The sequence below is a fragment of the Cupriavidus sp. DB3 genome, assembly GCF_020418465.1.
Classification (GTDB): Bacteria; Pseudomonadota; Gammaproteobacteria; order Burkholderiales; family Burkholderiaceae; genus Cupriavidus; species Cupriavidus cauae.
Window position 1 is genome coordinate 70,209 of the sequence record NZ_JAIZPL010000008.1, and the last position, 17,067, is coordinate 87,275.

Below are 17,067 nucleotides of genomic sequence, written 5' to 3' on the forward strand. Positions count from 1 at the left end.
CTATCGCGTTGGCGGGCGCCCTCTCCCGATCAAGGGGAGAGGGTTGGGGAGCGGTCGTCGAGAGGAGACAACCCGGTGGCAGAGGCTTACGCCATCTTGCACTGGGTCTGCTCGGGCGGCAGGAAGGCCTTGCCGACGCTGATCACGTCGGCATAGTCGTCCTTGTCCTTCATCCTGGCCTTGGCCTTGCCCTTGAGCAGGTAGTAGTTCTTCAGCACCTGGTGGTCGGCCGCGCGGATTTCCTCGGGGCCGGTCAGCCCCTCGTACTTGAGCCCTTCCATCGCCGCGATCACGGCCTTCGGATCTGCGCTGCCCGCCTTGACCATCGCGTCCAGCATCAGCTTGGTACAGATATAGGAGCCGGCCAGGCTGTAGTTCGGATTGGACTTGAACGTGGCCTTGCAGCGCTGCACCAGATCGCGGTTCAGCGGCGTATCGACGCCGTGCCAGTACTGCGCGCCGAAATAGACGCCATCGCACAGGTCCGCGCCCAGCGATTCGAACTGCTCGAGCCCCGAGGCCCAGGCCAGCAGGATCGTCGTGTTCTTCTTCATGCCGAAGCTGACCGCCTGGCGCAGCGTGTCGGCCGATTGCGAGCCGAAGTTCAGGATCAGCAGCACGTCGGGCTTGGCCGCGATCGCGTTGGTCAGATAGCCGCTGAATTCCTTCTCGTTGAGCGCGTGGTAGCTGTTGCCCACGTGCTCGATGCCCTTTTCCTTGAAGATGTTCTTCGCGGCGGACAGCAGGCCCTCGCCGAACACGTATTGCGGCGTGATGGTGTACCAGCGCTTGGCCTTGGGCATCGACTCGATCAGCGGGCGCACGGTGCGCTCGATCGCGCCGTAGGTCGGCACCGACCAGCGGAAGGTCGCGCGGTTGCAGTCCTTGCCGGTGATCTCGTCCGCGCCGGCGGTGGTGACGAACACCCCGCCGAATTTCTCGGCCTCCTTGCCCATCGCCAGCGATTCCGACGACAGGATGCCGCCGGCGAAGTAGCGCGCGTTCTTCTGCTGCGCCAGTTCCTGCACCTTGCGCACCGCGGTGGCGGGCTTGCCTTCGGTATCGAGCACGCTGTAGCGCAACGGCTTGCCAAGCACCTTGCCGTACTGCTCGACGATCAGCTTCATGCCGAGGTCGGCGAACTTGCCGTTGGCGGCGAACGGGCCGGACATCGGCATCGGGCAACCGAGTTCGATCGCATCGTCGGCGGCCAGCACGGCACCGGCGCGCAGCAGGGAGGCGGGGACGGCGGCCAGCGCGCCGAGTTTGAGCACGTCACGACGATTCAAAGCTCACTCCTTGGATCTGTGGGGTCCATCGAAAGGGAAGGTCCGGCACGCGACAGGATCGCAACAGCGCTACAGCAAGAATCGAACCCGTTTATTCTATTTATACGTATAAACTGGTTGAAGGCATCATAGGAGCCGGTTTGCGGGACTGTCAATGAAGCGCCGGTCAGGGTTTACCTGCGCCCAGGGACGCGATCCCGATGCGCGATGGCGGTGCCGCGCGCACCGCGATGGACCGCGGCAGGACCGTTGCAGGGCGCCGTGGGCCGGCAAGGCGCATGCCGCACCGGCATGGCGATCAAACGAAAGGAAGGACAATCCATGGTGACGTTCCGCGGCGCGAAGGCGCCGGCTCTGGCGATCCGCAAGCAGAAGCGCGCCGACCTGGTGGCGGAGGAACTGAAGCGCCTGATCACCGAGCGCGATCTGAAGCCCGGCGACAAGCTGCCGCAGGAAATCAAGCTGCAGCAGACCTTCGGCGTCAGCAAGAGCACGATCCGCGAAGCGCTGAAGTCGCTCGAGGTGCAGGGGCTGATCAGCGTCAGCACCGGCCCGGCCGGCGGCGGCACCATCGTCGAGGTGCCGCTGGACCGCACCTTCCAGCTGATGCAGAACTACCTGTTCTTCAAGGACGTCGGCATTGCCGACGTCTATACGGTGCGCCGGCTGCTGGAGCCGGAGCTGGCCGCCGGCGCGGTGCCGCATCTGACCGAGGACGACTTCCGCGCGCTCGAACATACGATCGACCTGTGCGACCCCACCTCGGCCTCGGCGGCGGCGCCGCTGGACCAGCGCCAGGAGGACCTGAGCTTCCACGACATCCTGGCCGCGGCCAATCCGAATCCGATGCTGCGGTTCTGCTGCGAGCTGATCAACGAGATGCTGCGGCAGCTGGTGGTGTTCGGCAACGACACGCCGGCCTGCGAGCACGAGAAGTTCGGCGCGTCCAATGTCCGCTTCCACAAGAAGATCGTCGCCGCGGCCCGCGCGCGCGATGCCGAGCAGGTGCGCAAGCTGATGGCCGCGCATATGCAGGACTGCACGCGCCACATCACGCGGATGAACGGGCGCGTGCACGGGCGCCTGGTGCTCGATTCGGAATTGCCGCGCCGTTCGCTGGTGGTACGCCCGCGCGACCGGGAGCCCGAGCAGACGAGCTGAGGCGCCGCGACGCCGCGCCAGGCAGGCGCTTTTTCCCTCCCAAGGGGCACTCAATTCGCGGGGCCCTAATTCTCGGAACCGGCATTCGGTCCGGATGAATGACACTCATGACACGGCCGTGCCGGAGACGGAAAGCGCCGATTGACTCCGCCTCTCCTTTATGGAATGGCGCGCGACTTCAGAATCGCTGCGTTCGTGGCGCGGCTTCCAATCTGCCGCTGCCGATCCCTGTGCGACAATCGCCGCCCATCTCCCCTTCCATCCACGCCGATCCGATGAAGACATCCGCAGAGGTCAGCCGCCAGGATGCCGCCGCAACGCGCGAGGCGGACACGCCCTGGACGGGGCTCGATGACCAGGGAACAGGCCTGACGGTCGACGATTTCCTGACCACGATGCTGAGTCAGCTCGTCAACGCGCTGCGGCGGACCGTGACCCAGCCCTACGCCGAGCAGTTCGAATTGACGGTACCGGAATGGCGATTGCTGGCGCTGCTGGCGCATGCGGGAGAACTGCCATTCGCCGAACTGGTGGTTCAATCGACCTCGGACAAGGCCCTGGTCAGCCGCACGCTCCGGTTGCTGGAGCAGCGCGGGCTAGTGAAACTGTCCACTGCGGGCAATACGCCTCGCAAGAAGCTGTTCTGCAGCATCACGAGAGCGGGCATGGCTCTGCACGATCAAGTGATCCCGCTGGCGCGGCGCCATCAGGCGGCGGTATTGCGGCTGCTGGACACCCGGGAGCGCGAGGCGCTGTATCGCGCGCTGCGCAAACTGCACGCCCAATGCGTAATGGGGCCCGGAGTGGACCCGAATGGCGCGGAAGAAGCCTAGGATGCTGAGCCGCCGGATCGTCAAGGAGTTCGGGATTCCAGCGGATTGATTGAAGAGCCGGAGCCGCCGTGCGGCGGAGCAGAGGGCGGCGCGACTTTGGATGTTGGCCTGTGTGAAAAGCCGTGCGGTGTCACGCTGGATCGTCTTTGAATACGTCGTCCAGCGTTTCGGCGCGAAGCAATCGCGTTGACCAGTTATCGAGCTGCTCCTCCGTTGCGGCCTGAATCCTGGCTACCGCATATTCTGGCAACGTTCCGAAGCGAGTGGCAAGTTGCCGCTGCAGTATCCGGGCCTCGCCCTCCAGCCGTCCGGCCGCCTTATACTCATGCGCCCACACCTTGAAGCTCTGACTTAGTTTCATCTTCATCTCCACAAGATCATTGACCACCGGTACGTCCAGCGTGTTGCCACTACGCCGGCCAATGAGCCCCGGCAACACGTTGAGGAAGATTCGCTGCAGCTCCTCGTCGCCTTTCACGATGTCGGCGAGTTTGTCGATCAACTCGCCGACCTCCTGCTGGGTTTCCGCCTCTTCCAACTGCATCAGCACGGCAACCGGGTTGCGCATCGCGCGAAGCTGATCCTTGCTGATGCGTCCGCTATCCAGCAACAGGTATTTAAGCTTGGGCAAGTGCTCCCCGACAAGGCCGGGCACGTCGGGCAGCATCGCGGCGATATCGGTCGGCGCGTTCCATGGCGTTTCGCCGTTGTACAGCACGATGGGCAGCACCGGCGGAATGCCGCGCCGAGGCTTGACGTATTCCTTGCGGATCAGGCTTTGATAGAGCAGCCCAAGATAGGACATGATCCGCACCGGCATGCCGTAATCGACCGTGCTCTGGAACTCCATCATCAGATAGAGGTAGAGCCATTCGTCGTCGGCGCGGACCCGCCACACGATGTCATTGGCACGCTGCTGCAGATCGTCCGCGACGTAGTGGCAGGCAATGCTTTCCAGCGAGCCGAAATCCAGCCTGCCCAGCCACGGGTCGGCGACGAATCCCGAGACCAGGTTGCGAACCATCGATGGAGAGGAAAACAACTGCTTGTAGCTGGCGTCTTCGAGCTGAACCATGGTTGGAGCCGATAACTGAGGAGTGTCGAGGCCGACAGCATCCTCCGCATGAGCTCTCGATGCTTCACAGAAGGACACGCATTTTGCGTTTCATGCCGCCCGGCGGACCGGCATCGATCAACGCCCGATCGCGCGGCACATCGATGGCTCGCTCGGCAGCATTCGGCGAAATCGCGGACACTGTCTGGCGTTGCGAAGATTCTCAATCGGCTTGCCGCCGGATGACCGGCGAAGCAGCGCCCCATTCGAAGGAGACACCATGAGCCAAAGGAAGGCCATCCTCGTCATCGGTGCCGGCGACGCGACCGGCGGAGCGATCGCGCGGCGCTTTGCGCGCGAGGGCTATATCGCCTGCGTGACCCGGCGCAACGCCGACAAGCTGGCACCGCTGGTCCAGCAGATCGAAGCCGAAGGCGGCATTGCCCATGCCTTTGGCTCGGACGCGCGCAAGGAAGAGGAAATGACCAGCCTGGTGCAGCGGATCGAGGCCGACATCGCGCCGATCGAGGTGGCGGTGTTCAACATCGGCGCGAACGTCCGCTTCGACGTTCTCGACACGACGGCCCGGGTCTACTTCAAGGTCTGGGAGATGGCCTGCTTCGCGGGCTTCCTGATGGGTCGCGAGACGGCGCGCGTGATGGTGCCGCGCAGACGCGGCTCGATTTTCTTCACGGGAGCCACGGCCAGCCTGCGCGGCCGCGCCGGATTCTCGGCGTTTGCCGGCGCCAAGCACGGCCTGCGCGCGCTGGCGCAATCGATGGCGAAGGAGCTGGGGCCGCAGGGCATTCACGTTGCGCACCCGATCATCGACGGCGCCATCGACACCGCCTTTATCCGCGAGAACTTTCCCGAGCGCTACGCGCTGAAGGATCGCGACGGCATCCTGAATCCCGAGCATATCGCCGACGCCTACTGGATGCTGCACCAGCAGCCGCGGGACGCGTGGACGCACGAGCTCGATCTGCGGCCCTGGATCGAGGCGTGGTGATCTGACTCCAGGCAGACCCGGACCCGGACCCGGACCCGGCACCGGTCTCGGGATCCGGCTCCAGGCTCCAGGCTCCAGGCTCCAGGCTGCGGGCGCCGGACTCGGGGCTCGGGGCTCCGGCTTTCCGCGTTTCCGGCACCCGGCTTCCCCGCATGGCACCGAGGCACCGTGCCTCGCCCATGTTTTACCGCTCAACGCCGCGCGTCGAACATCCCCGCCAGCCGCTCGAACGTCAGCTGCTCGGCTTCCCTGACGATCCGGTCGATCAGGGTCTTGACGCTCGGGATATCGTGGATCAGGCCGGCAACCATGCCGCAGCTCCATGCACCGGCCTCGACATCACCCTCCACCATCACCTTCGGATAGATGCCCGCAACCTGGTCGTAGATGTCGGCGATCTTCAGATCGGCGCCCTTCTCGCGTTCGATTTCCAGCAGCCGCTCGACGCCGCCGTTGTTCAGCACGCGTTCGGTATTGCGCAGCGCCCGCATGATCAGCCGCGTATCGAGTTCGCTCGCGTCGACGATAGCCCGCTTGACGTTGACATGCACCGGCGCTTCCTCGGTGGCCAGGAAGCGCGTGCCCATGTTGATGCCGTCGGCACCCAGCGCCAGCGCGGCCACCAGGCTGCGGCCGTCCGCCATGCCGCCGGAGGCGACGAACGGAATCTTCAGTGTTTCGGCAGCCCGCGGCAGCAGGATCATGTTGGGCACGTCGTCCTCGCCCGGATGGCCGCCGCATTCGAAGCCGTCCACGCTGGCCGCATCGCAGCCGATCCTCTCGGCCTTCAGCGCGTGGCGCACCGACGTGCATTTGTGGATCACCTTGATGCCGGCCGCCTTCAGGGCCGGCATGTACTGCTCGGGACTGCGGCCCGCGGTCTCGACGATGCGCACGCCGCCCTCGGCGATCGCGGCGATGTACTCCGCATAGGGCGGCTCCGAGAACGTCGGCAGAAAGGTCAGATTGACGCCGAACGGCTGGTCCGTCATCTCGCGGCAACGCGCGATTTCCTTGGCGAGCAGCTCGGGCGTGCGCTGCGTCAGCGCGGTGATGATGCCCAGGCCGCCGGCATTGGAGACGGCCGCCGCCAGATCGGCCAGGCCGACGAAATGCATGCCGCCCTGGATGATCGGATAGCGGATCGCGAACAGTTCAGTGATGCGTGTTTTCATGGGCAGGAAGGCTCCGAACGGGTGAAAAGGCCGAAGTGGACTCAGGCGGCGCGCGCCCGCACGATTTCCTCTTCGACGTCGCGCAGGCTGTCCTTGCCGAAGAAGATCTCGTCGTCGACGAAGAAGGTAGGCGCGCCGAACGCCCCGCGCTCGAACGCGCGCTGCGTATTGGCCAGCAGCGTTTCCTTGACGGCCGGCTGATTGATCGCCTCGAGCAGGCGGGCGCCATCGAGTCCGGCCTCGTTCAGCGCGGCCTCGATCACGGCCGGATCGTCCATCTTCAATCCGCGCTCCCACATCGCGCCGAAGACCGCATCGACATAGCGCGCGAAGCTGCCATCCTGACTCGCTGCAATCGCGCCTCGCATGATCTGCAGGGTGTTGACCGGAAAGTGGGGATTCATCCGGAACGCGGTCAGGCCATGCCGTCGGATAAAGCGCTCCATTTCCAGCCGGCCGTATTCGGGCTTGTTCTTGATGCCGGCAAACGCCTCCACCGGCGAGCGATTGCCGGTCAGCCGGAACAGGCCGCCGAGCAGAATCGGAACATATTCGAATGTCACGCCGGTGCGCGCTTCGATGCCGGGAATGACCTTGTACGCGAGATAGGCGTTGGGACTGCCGAAATCGAACAGGAACTGCGCGTTGACATTACGCATCGCTTGTCTCCACCTCGGATGGTGATTGTTGCCGGACGAGCTGGCCCGGCTGGTTCTCCGCAACAATGTACCGTCGATCGGATTTTTGGCAAGCCTTTCCGCGCGCGTTCCACGATGCAGTCCAGGCCGGCACGCAACGAGGCGTCAGTCGCCGCCCTCTCCGATCGGCGCGCCGCGCTTGTGCACCACCTTCGCCTTGACCACCGAGGTATTGGTTTCCGCCATCTGCGCGACGCGATCGAGCAGACCATCGAGTTCCTCGATCGATCGCACATACAGGCGGGCAACAAAGCAATCCTCGCCGGTCACCTTGTCGCATTCGCCGATCTCGGGAATTTCGGCAATCAGCTTCTGCACGATATGGAGCTTGCCGGGCAACGGGCGGATGCGAACGATCGCCTGCAGCGGATAGCCGAGCGCCGCCGGATCGATATCGATAGTGAAGGCGCGGATCACCTTCCGTTCTTCCAGGCGTTTCAGCCGTTCGGAAGTACTCGGCGAAGACAGGCCGACACGAGCGGCGAGCTCCTTCAGTGAAATCCGGGCGTCCTCGGCCAGCACGGCAAGAATGCGCCGATCGACATCGTCGAGCATTTTTTGATTCCTTAGGGAAGAAAGGGTTATGCCTTCCAAATACAGGAAAGGAGGCGATCCAACCTAATAAAGCATATAGAATCCGCGCCCTTGTCATGCGATTCTAAACACCATTGAGCCTTCAGGAGAAAGATGGTGAATTCCCTACGCGGCACTGCCGAAATGACGGCGTCGATGGTGTTGTCCGGCACCATCGGCTGGTTCGTGGTCGAGTCCGGACAGCCGATCCGCGACGTGGTGTTCTGGCGCTGCCTGTTCGGCGCACTGACCTTGCTCGCGGTCTGCGGCGCGCTGGGCATGCTGCGGCAGCTGACCTGGCGCACGCTCGGGCTCGCGGCGCTGGGTGGCGTCGCCATCGTGATGAACTGGCTGCTGCTGTTCGCGGCCTATCCGCGCGCGTCCATTTCGATCGCGACGGCGGTCTACAACACGCAACCGTTCATGCTGGTGGCACTGGGCGCGCTGCTGTTTTCCGAGCGCATCACGCTGACCAAGCTGGCCTGGCTGCTGATCGCGTTCGCGGGGGTGCTGATGATCGTGCAGGCCAAGCCGGATCACGGGCATGGCGCGACCGACTATCTCGGGGGCATCGCGCTGGCGCTTGGCGCGGCGTTCTTCTATGCGGTGGCGGCCATCATCACCAAGCGGCTGTCGGGCGTGCCGCCGCATCTGATCGCACTGATCCAGGCCTGCGTCGGCACGGCGATGCTGGCGCCGTTCGCGAATCTGTCGGACCTCGCCGCTTATGACGGTTCGTGGCCGATGCTGGTGACGATCGGCGTCGTTCATACCGGGCTGGTCTATATCCTGCTGTACGGCGCGATCCAGAAGCTGTCGACGGCGATGACGGCGGCGCTGTCCTTCATCTATCCGGTAGTGGCGATCGTCGTCGACATGGTGGCCTTCGGGCTGCGCCTGGACTGGGCGCAATGGGCGGGCGCCGCGGCGATCCTGATCGCGGCAGCCGGCATGACGCTCGGATGGCGGCTGCCGTTCGCGCGCCGGTCCGGCGCCGCTGCGACGCGGAGCTGACCACCTCGGCAACGCTCCAGCCTTCCTGCCGCCCCTTTCCGGCAATCCGCTTCCGGCAATCCGCTTCCGGAAATCCGGTTCCGGAAATCCGGTTCCGCCCATTCGGTTCCGCCCATTCGGTTCCGCCCATTCGGTTCCGCCCATTCGGTTCCGCCCATTCGGTTCCGGCCATTCGGTTCCGGCAATCGGGTTCCGGTATACTTCCGCGCGGGTGCTCACCCCACGGGGTGGCAGGATCAGCGTCGGTCGGGCCGCCACGCGGCTTTTCCGCGACCGATGCATGCACCACCCTCATCCAGACCATTTCACTGGTCGACTCTCCGCTTCCACGCGCTGTCACGCAACGCCGCCCTCCGCGCCTCCCGGCCGCGGGAGCCGCGGCGCCTGCGCGCGCGCCATTCCCTTCGCTTCCATCCCGGCATATCTGCCGGTATGTCTTCCGGTATGTCTCCCGGTATAGCTCCCAAGAGAGGCCCCATGGCAATCGTACAAAGAAGACTCTCCAATACCTTCCAGCGCTTTTTCGAGTCCGAGAAGGCGGGTGGCATCCTGCTGATCGTCTGCACCGTCATTTCGCTGATATTGGCCAATTCGCCGATCGGCGACCAGTACCTCCATCTGTGGCATGTGAAGGTCGCCAGCCTTAGCGTCGAGCACTGGATCAATGACGCGCTGATGGCGATCTTCTTCCTGTTGATCGGCCTCGAACTCGAACGCGAGCTGTACAACGGCGAGCTGTCCAGCCTGCGCAATGCGCTGCTGCCCATCGTCGCGGCGGCCGGCGGCATTGCCGTTCCCGCACTGATCCACTTCGGATTCAACGGCGGCACCCCGACGCAGGCTGGCATCGGCATTCCGATGGCCACGGACATCGCCTTCGCGCTCGGCGTGCTGGCGCTGCTGGGCAGCCGCGTACCCGCCTCGCTGAAGGTATTCCTGACCGCGCTTGCCGTGATGGATGACCTCGGCGCCATCATCGTGATCGCGCTGTTCTATACGGCCGAGCTCGCGTTCGTCTACCTGGTCGGCGCCCTGGCGGTATTCGGCGTGCTGCTGTTCATGAACCGCGTGCTGCGCGTGATGTCGCTGATTCCCTATCTGCTGGGCGGCGCGCTGATGTGGTTCCTGATGCTGAAGTCCGGCGTGCACGCGACGATCGCCGGCGTGCTGCTGGCCTTCGCGATTCCGTTCTCCGCCCGACAGGACGACGCGGCATCGCCGTCGCATCGGCTCGAGCATGTGCTGCACCGGCCGGTGGCCTTCGTGATCCTGCCGATCTTCGCGCTGGCGAACACCGGCATCGTAATCGGCAGCGACTGGGCGCAAGAGCTGGCCTCGTCGAACAGCCTGGGCATCCTGGCCGGGCTGGTGGTCGGCAAACCGCTGGGCATCACGATCGTGAGCTTCCTGGCGGTCGCCATCGGCATCTGCAAGCTGCCGCTGGACCTGCGCTGGCGCCATGTGTTCGGCGCGGGCCTGCTGGGCGGCATCGGCTTCACGATGTCGATCTTCATCACCAACCTGGCCTTCACCGGCGAGCCCGGCGTGATCAATGCCTCAAAGATGGCGATCCTGCTGGCGTCGCTGAGCGCGGGTGTGCTGGGTTTCGTCTGGCTGAAGCTCTTCGGCAAGCCGGTGGCGTCCGATGTCGATATGGACACGATGGACTTCGAGTCGGACCAGGCACCGCCCGCGGGTGGCACCGCGGTGCGCTGATCGCGCTATCTCTCGTCGTGCGAATGCACCTGCAGGGCCTCGAGAAAGCGCGATACCATGTTGTACGCCGCGATCGTCGCCGTCAGCTCGACCACATGCCGGTGCGAGAAGTGCCGCGCGATCTCGGCGAACACCGCCGGCTCGACGCGAATGTCGCGCGTCATCGCGTCGGTGTAGGCGAGGACTGCACGCTCGACTTCGACGAACAGCGTGCTGTCGCGCCAGGCGGGCAACGCATCGAGCTGGGCCTGCGTCATGCCCTCCTTCAGCGCGATCGGGGCGTGCTGGTCGGCTTCGTAGGAAGCCCCGTTCAGGATCGCCACGCGCATGATCACCATCTCGCGCAGCGCGCCCGGCAAGGTGGACTTCTGGCGGATGGCGGTCAGATAGGTCAGCCAGCCCTCGGCGACGGGCGGCGCGTGCAGCAGCATCTGATAGAGGTGCAGCACGCTGCCGCGCTCGGCGGCGATCCGCTCGGCCAGCGGCTGAATGTCCGGCGCCGAAAGATCGGCGTAGGGAATGGCGGCCATGTCGATGTCCGTAGTGGGATGGATGGTTCGGCGTTTCAGTCAGCGAGGATCGCTTGCCGAAGATCGTTCGGCAAAGTTCGTTCGCCGAGGACGGCTCGGAGAAGATTGTTCGGCAAGGATCGTCCGCCGGCAATCACTCGGCGACGATCACCTTGCGGCGCACGAGGTCGCCCATGGCCGCCGCGTCCTTGTTGACCCGCGCGGCGAACGCCTCGGGACTGCTGTTGACGATATCGAAGGCATTCTCCGCGAATCGCTTCGAGACCTCCGGATCGTGCATGACCTTGTGGGTTGCCGCCAGCAGCTTGCCGCGGACCTCCGGCGGCAGGCCATGCGGCGCGACCAGGCCAATCCAGGTCGGATATTCGAAGCCCGGAATCGCTTCGCTCATCGTCGGCACGTCGGGCAGCATCGCCGAGCGCTTTGGCGAGCTGACGGCCAGCGCGCGGACCTTGCCGGCCTTGATATGCGGCAGCATCACCGACAGGCCGGCAAACGCATACTGGACATGGCCGCCGAGCAGATCGGTCAGCAACGGCGCCGCGCCCTTGTACGGGATATGGGTGGTCGCCAGCTGCCTGGCGAGCGACAGCTGCGCGCTGTTGACGTGCCCTGCCGACGCCGTCCCGGCCGAGCCATACGACGTGTTCGGATTCGCCTTCAGATACGTCACCAGCTGATCGAGATTGTTGGCCGGCAGCGCGTTGTTGACCACGAGCACCTGCGGCGTGGTGACCAGCAGGCTCAGGTAGTCGAACGACTTGAAGGTATCGAAGCGCAGGTTCTTGACCGTGTAGTGGTTCACCGCATGCGAATCGAGCGCCAGCATCAGCGTATAGCCATCGGGCTTCGCCCGCGCCAGGTCGGCGGCGCCGAGCGAGCCGCTGGCGCCGGGCTTGTTCTCGATGACGATCGGCTGGCCCAGCTCCCGGCCGAGCGCGCCCGAAATCGTGCGCGCGGTCTGGTCGACCGCGCCGCCGGGCGCGAACGGCACGATCAGGCGGATCGGCTGGCTCGGATACGCCTGGCTCCAGGCGGGCGCGGCGTGAAAAAGGGCAGCGGCGGCCAGCGCCGCGGCGCCGAGCAGGCGCCGGGATCGGTTCGTCATCGGTGTCTCCTTGTCGTTGTCGTTGTCGTTGTCGCTGTCGTTGTCGTTGTCGCTGTCGTTGTCGTTATCGATGGCAAGGCCGGGGAGAGCCTTGCCCATGCCATGCGGCAATGCCGCCGCTGACCCCATTTATCTATCGCGTCGCGGCAACCAGCCCGCCGTCGACCACGATCTCGGTGCCGGTGATATAGCGGCTCTCGTCGGCCGCCAGGAACAGCACCGCGTGCGCGGTGTCCCAGCCATCGCCCATGCGCTGCATCGGCACCTGGCCATGCCGATGGGCGATGAAGGCCTCGGTATCGCCGCCCGCATACTTGGCCGCGAGCCCTTCGATCAGCGGGGTATGCATCAGGCCGGGCACCACGCAGTTCAGGCGGATGTTGTCCGGCGCGTGAATCACCGCGGTGGTCCGCGTGAAATGCATCAGGCCTGCCTTGGCCGCGGCATAGGCGACCTGCGGCTTGCCCACATAACGCAGCCCGGCCACCGAGGCGATATTGACGATGGCACCGCCGCCCTGCCTCTTCATGATCGGCAGCACGTGCTTGCAGGCCAGGAACGCGCCCTTCAGGTTCACCTGCATCTGCGCGTCCCAGACGGCTTCGTCCATCTCGATGGGACCGCCCGGCTGCGACAGGCCGACGTTATTGACCAGGATATCGATCCGGCCATGGCGCGACAGGCAGGCCTGCACCGCGCGCTCGACCTGCTCGGCGCTGGTGCTGTCGCACGCGAGCACATCGGCGTCGAAGCCTTCCGCGGCGATCAGTTCGCGCGTGCGCATCGCGTGCGCCAGATGCAGGTCCGTGCCGAAGACTCGCGCCCCCTGCCGCGCCATCAGCATGGCGGTAGCGCGCCCGTTTCCCCACCCTTCGGCGACGGCGCCGCATCCCATGATCAGCGCCACCTTGCCGTTCAGATCCAGCATCTCGTCTCCGTTGTCCAGGTCTGCAAAGAAGTCCCGCAAAAGCTTGCGCGGCCCATTCTAGGGAGACTACATTTATTGCGGAAATTCCCTTTGTCTATAGATTGATAGTCCCGAAGAATGAATATCACGCCCCGGCAACTCCGGATCTTTCTCGCGCTGGCGCAATCGCTGAACTTCAGCCGCACCGCCGAGCAGTTCTTCGTCACGCAACCGTCGTTGAGCAAGGCCGTCAAGGAGATGGAGGAGGAGCTGGGCATCGCGCTGTTCGAACGGTCGACGCGCAGCGTGCGCCTGACGCCGGCGGGCGAGCAGCTGGTGCCGATGGCCCGCCGCATCGTCGGCGAGTTCGATTCCGGCCTGCGGCATCTGCAGAGCCGCGCGGAACAGGAGGCGCAGCGGCTGTCAATCGCCGCGCTGCCGTCGCTGGCCAATGTGTTGTTGCCCGGCGTCTGCGCGGCGCTGGAGAAGCGCTACCCGCATGCGCAGATCGCCGTGCACGACTGCGCGGACCAGGCCGCTGTCCAGCGCGTGATCGACTACCAGGTCGACTTCGCGCTGGCCTCCGCCTCGCCGTCGAACCCCGAGCTGCTGTTCCAGGAGATCCTGCGCGATCGCTTTGTGCTGCTGGCCCCGGCGCAGTGGCGCAAGCCCTTGCGCAAGCGGATGCACATGGACGAACTGGCCGGCCTGCCCCTGATCAGCATGACCGACCGCAGCACCGCGATGAAGTACATGAGCGCCGCGTTCCTGCAGCGTGGCGTGCAGTTCCGGCCGAAGCTGCAGCTGGACCAGATCGGCACCATCGCCGGCTTCGTCAAGGAAGGGCTGGGCATTGCGGTCCTGCCCTATCTCGGCATCATGCCGCTGCTGTCGCTCAAGGGCATGCGCGTGGCCGAGATCGTGGACGGACCGGTGCGGTCCGTCGGCCTGGTCAGCCGTAAGACATCGCCGCCCTCGGAAATCGCGGCGCAGGCCATGGCGGAGGTCGGCATCGTCGCCGACCGGCTGAAGCGGCGGTGGCCGGGCTGGATCTGGCCACCGGCCGCATAGCGTTGCCGCGGTCCTGCCCTGCCCGCGCTAGCGGCTGAACGCGGCCTGCAGGTCGGCCTGGCTGGTCACGCCCCGCTGCAACAGCAGCATCAGCAGGATGCGCGCCTTGGCGGGCTTCAGATCGTCCGCCATCACGGCGCCCGCGTCGAAGCTGGTCTTGCCGCCGCCGACGAAGCCGTAGTTCGGCAGCACGCGCCCGTTGTGCACGCGGGTCGAGATCACGACCGGCACCTTCTTCGACAGCGCGTATTTGACGGCCTCGAACATCGGCTGGTTCATGTTGCCCATGCCGAGCGCCTGCACCACGATGCCCTTGACGCCACGATCGACGGCATTGCGCAGCGCGGCGCCATCCGCCCCGCCGTACATCGCCACGATCTCCACCTCCGGCATCTTGTCGGTCTGGATCGGAATGTGCTGGCGGCGCGATGGGGTGCTGCTGTAGATGACCCGGTCCGGATATACCTCGCCGATAAAGCCGAAGTCGCCCGAGTTGAACGTCTCGACATTCGCGGTGTGGGTCTTGGTGACGTAGCGGGCGGCATTGATCTGGTTGTTCATCGCCAGCATCACGCCCTTGCCCTTCGATTGCTCGTCGACGGCGATGCGCGCGGCGTTCAGCAGATTGCGCGGGCCGTCGAAGTCAGGCGACGATGCGTTGCGTTGCGCGCCGATCAGCACGACGGGCTTGTCCGAGCGCACCGTCAGATCGAGCCAGTACGCGGTTTCCTCCAGCGTATCGGTGCCGTGCGACACGATCACGCCGGCCACGTCGGGCCGATCGAGCGATGCCTGCACGGCCCGGGTTAGCGCGATCCAGCGCGGCGGGTCCATGTAGTCCGACGGCACGTTGGACAGGTTGTTGACCTGGATGGTCGCGTACTTGCCGATATCGGGCACCGTGGCAAGCAGGTCGTCGCCCGATATCGCCGGCACCGGCGCATTCTTGACGGGATCGATCTTCATCGCGATGGTGCCGCCCGTGGCGATGAACTGCACCACGGGCTTGCCTTGCGCAAAAGCGGGGGCGGAGGCGGTGGCGGACGCGAACAACAGCATGCTGAGCAGGGCGCGGGTTGGCTTCATTCGAAGTCTCCTGGGATGTGATTATCGGAACCCGGGCCAGGCCTCTGCCTGGGACCGGCGGGTTCGCCTGCATTGGGCCACATCCTGGCACCGCGCGCCATCCGGGCGACTCCCCGGGTCCGCTGAACCCCATTCCCCGCATGCACCGGGGCGCCGCGCTACGCCCCGGCCGCAGACAGGCCCTGCATTACTTGCGCTGCGCCAGCGCGTTGCGGATCGCCGCCTCCGTTTCCGCGTACTGCCCTTCCCCGAAATGCTGGTAGACGATCCTGCCTTCCGCATCGACCAGATAGAGCGCGGGCCAGTATCGGTTGTGGTAGGCGGACCATGTCGCATAGCGATTGTCCTGCGCGACCGGATAGCGGATATCGAAGCGCTTGATCGCGGCCTGCACGTTGGCAGTCGACTTTTCGAACGGGAATTCGGGCGTATGCACGCCGACCACCACCAGTCCCTGGTCCTTGTATTTGTCGTGCCACTGCTTGATGTAGGGCAGCGTGTTGATGCAATTGATGCAGGAATAGGTCCAGAAATCGACCAGCACGACCTTGCCGCGCAAGCTCTCCATCGAAAGCGGCTGCGAATTCAGCCAGCGCTCGATGCCGGCGAATTCGGGGGCCCTGGTTTGATTGGAGATAGTGGAACCAACAGCGGAACCAACAGCGGAACCAGCAGCGGAACCAGCAGCGGAACCAGCGGTGGAACCCACGGCGGAACCAACGGCGTTGGCGCCATTGCCGATGAAGCAGACCGCGGCGATGCCCGCGGCGGCCAATGTGGTGGCGAGAAGGGTGCGCATGATGTCGGACAGGTCGATTGGAATGATGGGATGCGGGGATGCGGTGATGCGGGGATCCGGGGCCGCGGACCGCGGAAGCCGGCCCTTGCCGGTCGCTCGACCGGCGCAGGGCCGCCACACGGTCAGACCAGCACGGTCTCCACGTGGAGGTTGCCGCGCGTTGCCTTCGAGTACGGGCAGATGCCGTGCGCCGCCTCGACCAGTGCGCGCGCCACCTCGCCGTCCACGCCCGGAATATGGACACGCAGCCGGGCCCGCAGCAGGAAGGCATCGCCGGCCATGGCCAGATCGACCTCGGCATCGACCGACGGGGCGGACGGCAGCGCCACGTTCAGCTTGCTGGCGGCCCTGCCCAGCGCGCCGATGTAGCAGGCTGACCAGCCCGCGGCAAACAGCTGCTCCGGATTGGTGCCGGCGCCCTTGCTTCCCGGCGGCGACAGCTTCAGGCTCAACCGGCCGTCGTCGCTGCGCGCCTCGCCGTCACGTCCGCCGGTGGTGCGGACCTTGCCCGTGTACAGCACCTTGTCGATCTGGGTCATCTGGATTTCCTCGCTGATTCGTTGAATGGGATGCGTTCGATGATGGTGGTTTCGCTGGCCGGAGCGTCAGGCGTAGGCGCCGTCGAGATAGGGATCGACGCTGCGCGCGGGCTCGGCCGAGACGCCGGTACGGTCCTGGCCGGCCAGCGTGCGGGCACCGTCGCTGTACGGGTCGAACTGGCGCGCACCGTCGTTGAACGGGTCGGTCTGGCGCGCGCCGTCGCTGTAGACGCTGCGCGGCTCCTGGGCCGAGCGGGCGCCGCTGCTGTACGGGTCGCGTGCGTCGGCCACCGAGCGGGCGCCCTCGGTGTACGGGTCGCGTGCGCCGGGCTGGCCGAAGCCGGCGGCGTGCGCGCCTGCGGCAGTCGTAGCGGCAGCGGCGGCGAGCGAGAGGGCAAGGACGAAGCGCTTGGCGAATTGGGCGGTCATGATCGGTTTCCTTTAAAGAGAGTTGGTGTTGCCGGGTTTTGGGTAGTGGGGTATTGCGCGGTCCGGATCGCTTCGT

18 protein-coding genes are annotated in these 17,067 nt (G+C 65.4%); 6 read left to right on the forward strand and 12 right to left on the reverse strand.

Annotation, left to right across the window (positions count from 1 at the left end; all coding sequences use genetic code 11):
* Positions 1-86: 86 nt before the first annotated feature.
* Positions 87-1,289: an ABC transporter substrate-binding protein gene (locus K7G19_RS22635; RefSeq protein WP_226109274.1), complete on the reverse strand. Its 1,203-nt coding sequence runs from the start codon at positions 1,287-1,289 to the stop codon at positions 87-89.
* 321 nt (positions 1,290-1,610) lie between these two features.
* On the opposite strand from K7G19_RS22635, the gene K7G19_RS22640 reads away from it, so the two are divergent.
* Both K7G19_RS22640 and K7G19_RS22645 read left to right on the forward strand, forming a co-directional pair.
* Positions 1,611-2,450: a FadR/GntR family transcriptional regulator gene (locus K7G19_RS22640; RefSeq protein ID WP_149319556.1), complete on the forward strand. Its 840-nt coding sequence runs from the start codon at positions 1,611-1,613 to the stop codon at positions 2,448-2,450.
* 275 nt (positions 2,451-2,725) lie between these two features.
* On the forward strand, positions 2,726-3,283 hold the full coding sequence (locus K7G19_RS22645; RefSeq protein WP_149319555.1) for a MarR family winged helix-turn-helix transcriptional regulator: 558 nt from the start codon (positions 2,726-2,728) through the stop codon (positions 3,281-3,283).
* Positions 3,284-3,413: 130 nt separating this feature from the next.
* On the opposite strand, the gene K7G19_RS22650 is transcribed toward K7G19_RS22645, so the two are convergent.
* Positions 3,414-4,358: an Rpn family recombination-promoting nuclease/putative transposase gene (locus K7G19_RS22650; protein WP_226109275.1), complete on the reverse strand. Its 945-nt coding sequence runs from the start codon at positions 4,356-4,358 to the stop codon at positions 3,414-3,416.
* Between the two features lie 259 nt (positions 4,359-4,617).
* Between K7G19_RS22650 and K7G19_RS22655 the strand changes: the two genes are divergently transcribed.
* Entirely contained in the window at positions 4,618-5,346 is a 729-nt protein-coding gene (locus K7G19_RS22655) for an SDR family oxidoreductase (protein ID WP_226109277.1), read from the forward strand.
* Between the two features lie 191 nt (positions 5,347-5,537).
* Here the strand turns inward: K7G19_RS22655 and K7G19_RS22660 are convergent, their stop codons facing one another.
* From K7G19_RS22660 to K7G19_RS22670, 3 genes are all read right to left on the reverse strand, one after another.
* Positions 5,538-6,521: a nitronate monooxygenase family protein gene (locus tag K7G19_RS22660; protein ID WP_149319551.1), complete on the reverse strand. Its 984-nt coding sequence runs from the start codon at positions 6,519-6,521 to the stop codon at positions 5,538-5,540.
* A gap of 41 nt (positions 6,522-6,562) precedes the next feature.
* The gene (locus tag K7G19_RS22665) at positions 6,563-7,180 is read right to left on the reverse strand and encodes a 2-hydroxychromene-2-carboxylate isomerase (protein WP_226109279.1); all 618 of its coding nucleotides are present in this window, start codon (positions 7,178-7,180) and stop codon (positions 6,563-6,565) included.
* Positions 7,181-7,324: 144 nt separating this feature from the next.
* Entirely contained in the window at positions 7,325-7,774 is a 450-nt protein-coding gene (locus K7G19_RS22670; protein ID WP_226109280.1) for an Lrp/AsnC family transcriptional regulator, read from the reverse strand.
* A gap of 132 nt (positions 7,775-7,906) precedes the next feature.
* Between K7G19_RS22670 and K7G19_RS22675 the strand changes: the two genes are divergently transcribed.
* Positions 7,907-8,806: a DMT family transporter gene (locus K7G19_RS22675; RefSeq protein ID WP_226109281.1), complete on the forward strand. Its 900-nt coding sequence runs from the start codon at positions 7,907-7,909 to the stop codon at positions 8,804-8,806.
* Positions 8,807-9,283: 477 nt separating this feature from the next.
* The gene (gene nhaA / locus K7G19_RS22680; RefSeq protein WP_226109282.1) at positions 9,284-10,522 is read left to right on the forward strand and encodes a Na+/H+ antiporter NhaA; all 1,239 of its coding nucleotides are present in this window, start codon (positions 9,284-9,286) and stop codon (positions 10,520-10,522) included.
* 5 nt (positions 10,523-10,527) lie between these two features.
* Here nhaA and K7G19_RS22685 read toward each other — a convergent pair whose 3' ends face one another.
* From K7G19_RS22685 to K7G19_RS22695, 3 genes are all read right to left on the reverse strand, one after another.
* Positions 10,528-11,052, reverse strand: a complete 525-nt coding sequence (locus K7G19_RS22685; protein WP_226109283.1) for a carboxymuconolactone decarboxylase family protein — start codon at positions 11,050-11,052, stop codon at positions 10,528-10,530.
* Positions 11,053-11,185: 133 nt separating this feature from the next.
* Positions 11,186-12,259 carry a tripartite tricarboxylate transporter substrate binding protein gene (locus K7G19_RS22690; protein ID WP_226109284.1) on the reverse strand — a complete coding sequence of 358 codons (1,074 nt, stop codon included), beginning with the start codon at positions 12,257-12,259 and terminating at the stop codon, positions 11,186-11,188.
* A gap of 34 nt (positions 12,260-12,293) precedes the next feature.
* Entirely contained in the window at positions 12,294-13,088 is a 795-nt protein-coding gene (locus tag K7G19_RS22695) for an SDR family NAD(P)-dependent oxidoreductase (protein WP_226109285.1), read from the reverse strand.
* Between the two features lie 117 nt (positions 13,089-13,205).
* Here K7G19_RS22695 and K7G19_RS22700 point away from each other — a divergent pair, with 117 nt between their 5' ends.
* On the forward strand, positions 13,206-14,138 hold the full coding sequence (locus K7G19_RS22700) for a LysR family transcriptional regulator (RefSeq protein WP_226109287.1): 933 nt from the start codon (positions 13,206-13,208) through the stop codon (positions 14,136-14,138).
* 27 nt (positions 14,139-14,165) lie between these two features.
* Here the strand turns inward: K7G19_RS22700 and K7G19_RS22705 are convergent, their stop codons facing one another.
* From K7G19_RS22705 to K7G19_RS22720, 4 genes are all read right to left on the reverse strand, one after another.
* Positions 14,166-15,197 carry an asparaginase gene (locus K7G19_RS22705; protein WP_226109408.1) on the reverse strand — a complete coding sequence of 344 codons (1,032 nt, stop codon included), beginning with the start codon at positions 15,195-15,197 and terminating at the stop codon, positions 14,166-14,168.
* Between the two features lie 214 nt (positions 15,198-15,411).
* The gene (locus K7G19_RS22710; protein WP_226109409.1) at positions 15,412-16,023 is read right to left on the reverse strand and encodes a thioredoxin family protein; all 612 of its coding nucleotides are present in this window, start codon (positions 16,021-16,023) and stop codon (positions 15,412-15,414) included.
* Positions 16,024-16,145: 122 nt separating this feature from the next.
* Complete coding sequence (locus K7G19_RS22715) at positions 16,146-16,562, reverse strand: organic hydroperoxide resistance protein (RefSeq protein ID WP_226109288.1); 417 nt, start codon at positions 16,560-16,562, stop codon at positions 16,146-16,148.
* Positions 16,563-16,628: 66 nt separating this feature from the next.
* Positions 16,629-16,991 carry a hydroxyquinol 1,2-dioxygenase gene (locus K7G19_RS22720; RefSeq protein WP_149319540.1) on the reverse strand — a complete coding sequence of 121 codons (363 nt, stop codon included), beginning with the start codon at positions 16,989-16,991 and terminating at the stop codon, positions 16,629-16,631.
* Between the last annotated feature and the right edge of the window lie 76 nt (positions 16,992-17,067).

Bases quoted from the DNA above. Each gene is read 5' to 3' on its own strand.
- K7G19_RS22640 (WP_149319556.1), top strand. From the start codon at position 1,611: ATGGTGACGTTCCGCGGCGCGAAGGCGCCGGCTCTGGCGATCCGCAAG.
- K7G19_RS22645 (WP_149319555.1), top strand. From the start codon at position 2,726: ATGAAGACATCCGCAGAGGTCAGCCGCCAGGATGCCGCCGCAACGCGC.
- K7G19_RS22650 (WP_226109275.1), bottom strand. From the start codon at position 4,358: ATGGTTCAGCTCGAAGACGCCAGCTACAAGCAGTTGTTTTCCTCTCCA.
- K7G19_RS22655 (WP_226109277.1), top strand. From the start codon at position 4,618: ATGAGCCAAAGGAAGGCCATCCTCGTCATCGGTGCCGGCGACGCGACC.
- K7G19_RS22660 (WP_149319551.1), bottom strand. From the start codon at position 6,521: ATGAAAACACGCATCACTGAACTGTTCGCGATCCGCTATCCGATCATC.
- K7G19_RS22665 (WP_226109279.1), bottom strand. From the start codon at position 7,180: ATGCGTAATGTCAACGCGCAGTTCCTGTTCGATTTCGGCAGTCCCAAC.
- K7G19_RS22670 (WP_226109280.1), bottom strand. From the start codon at position 7,774: ATGCTCGACGATGTCGATCGGCGCATTCTTGCCGTGCTGGCCGAGGAC.
- K7G19_RS22675 (WP_226109281.1), top strand. From the start codon at position 7,907: ATGGTGAATTCCCTACGCGGCACTGCCGAAATGACGGCGTCGATGGTG.
- nhaA (WP_226109282.1), top strand. From the start codon at position 9,284: ATGGCAATCGTACAAAGAAGACTCTCCAATACCTTCCAGCGCTTTTTC.
- K7G19_RS22685 (WP_226109283.1), bottom strand. From the start codon at position 11,052: ATGGCCGCCATTCCCTACGCCGATCTTTCGGCGCCGGACATTCAGCCG.
- K7G19_RS22690 (WP_226109284.1), bottom strand. From the start codon at position 12,259: ATGGGCAAGGCTCTCCCCGGCCTTGCCATCGATAACGACAACGACAGC.
- K7G19_RS22695 (WP_226109285.1), bottom strand. From the start codon at position 13,088: ATGCTGGATCTGAACGGCAAGGTGGCGCTGATCATGGGATGCGGCGCC.
- K7G19_RS22700 (WP_226109287.1), top strand. From the start codon at position 13,206: ATGAATATCACGCCCCGGCAACTCCGGATCTTTCTCGCGCTGGCGCAA.
- K7G19_RS22705 (WP_226109408.1), bottom strand. From the start codon at position 15,197: ATGCTGTTGTTCGCGTCCGCCACCGCCTCCGCCCCCGCTTTTGCGCAA.
- K7G19_RS22710 (WP_226109409.1), bottom strand. From the start codon at position 16,023: ATGCGCACCCTTCTCGCCACCACATTGGCCGCCGCGGGCATCGCCGCG.
- K7G19_RS22715 (WP_226109288.1), bottom strand. From the start codon at position 16,562: ATGACCCAGATCGACAAGGTGCTGTACACGGGCAAGGTCCGCACCACC.
- K7G19_RS22720 (WP_149319540.1), bottom strand. From the start codon at position 16,991: ATGACCGCCCAATTCGCCAAGCGCTTCGTCCTTGCCCTCTCGCTCGCC.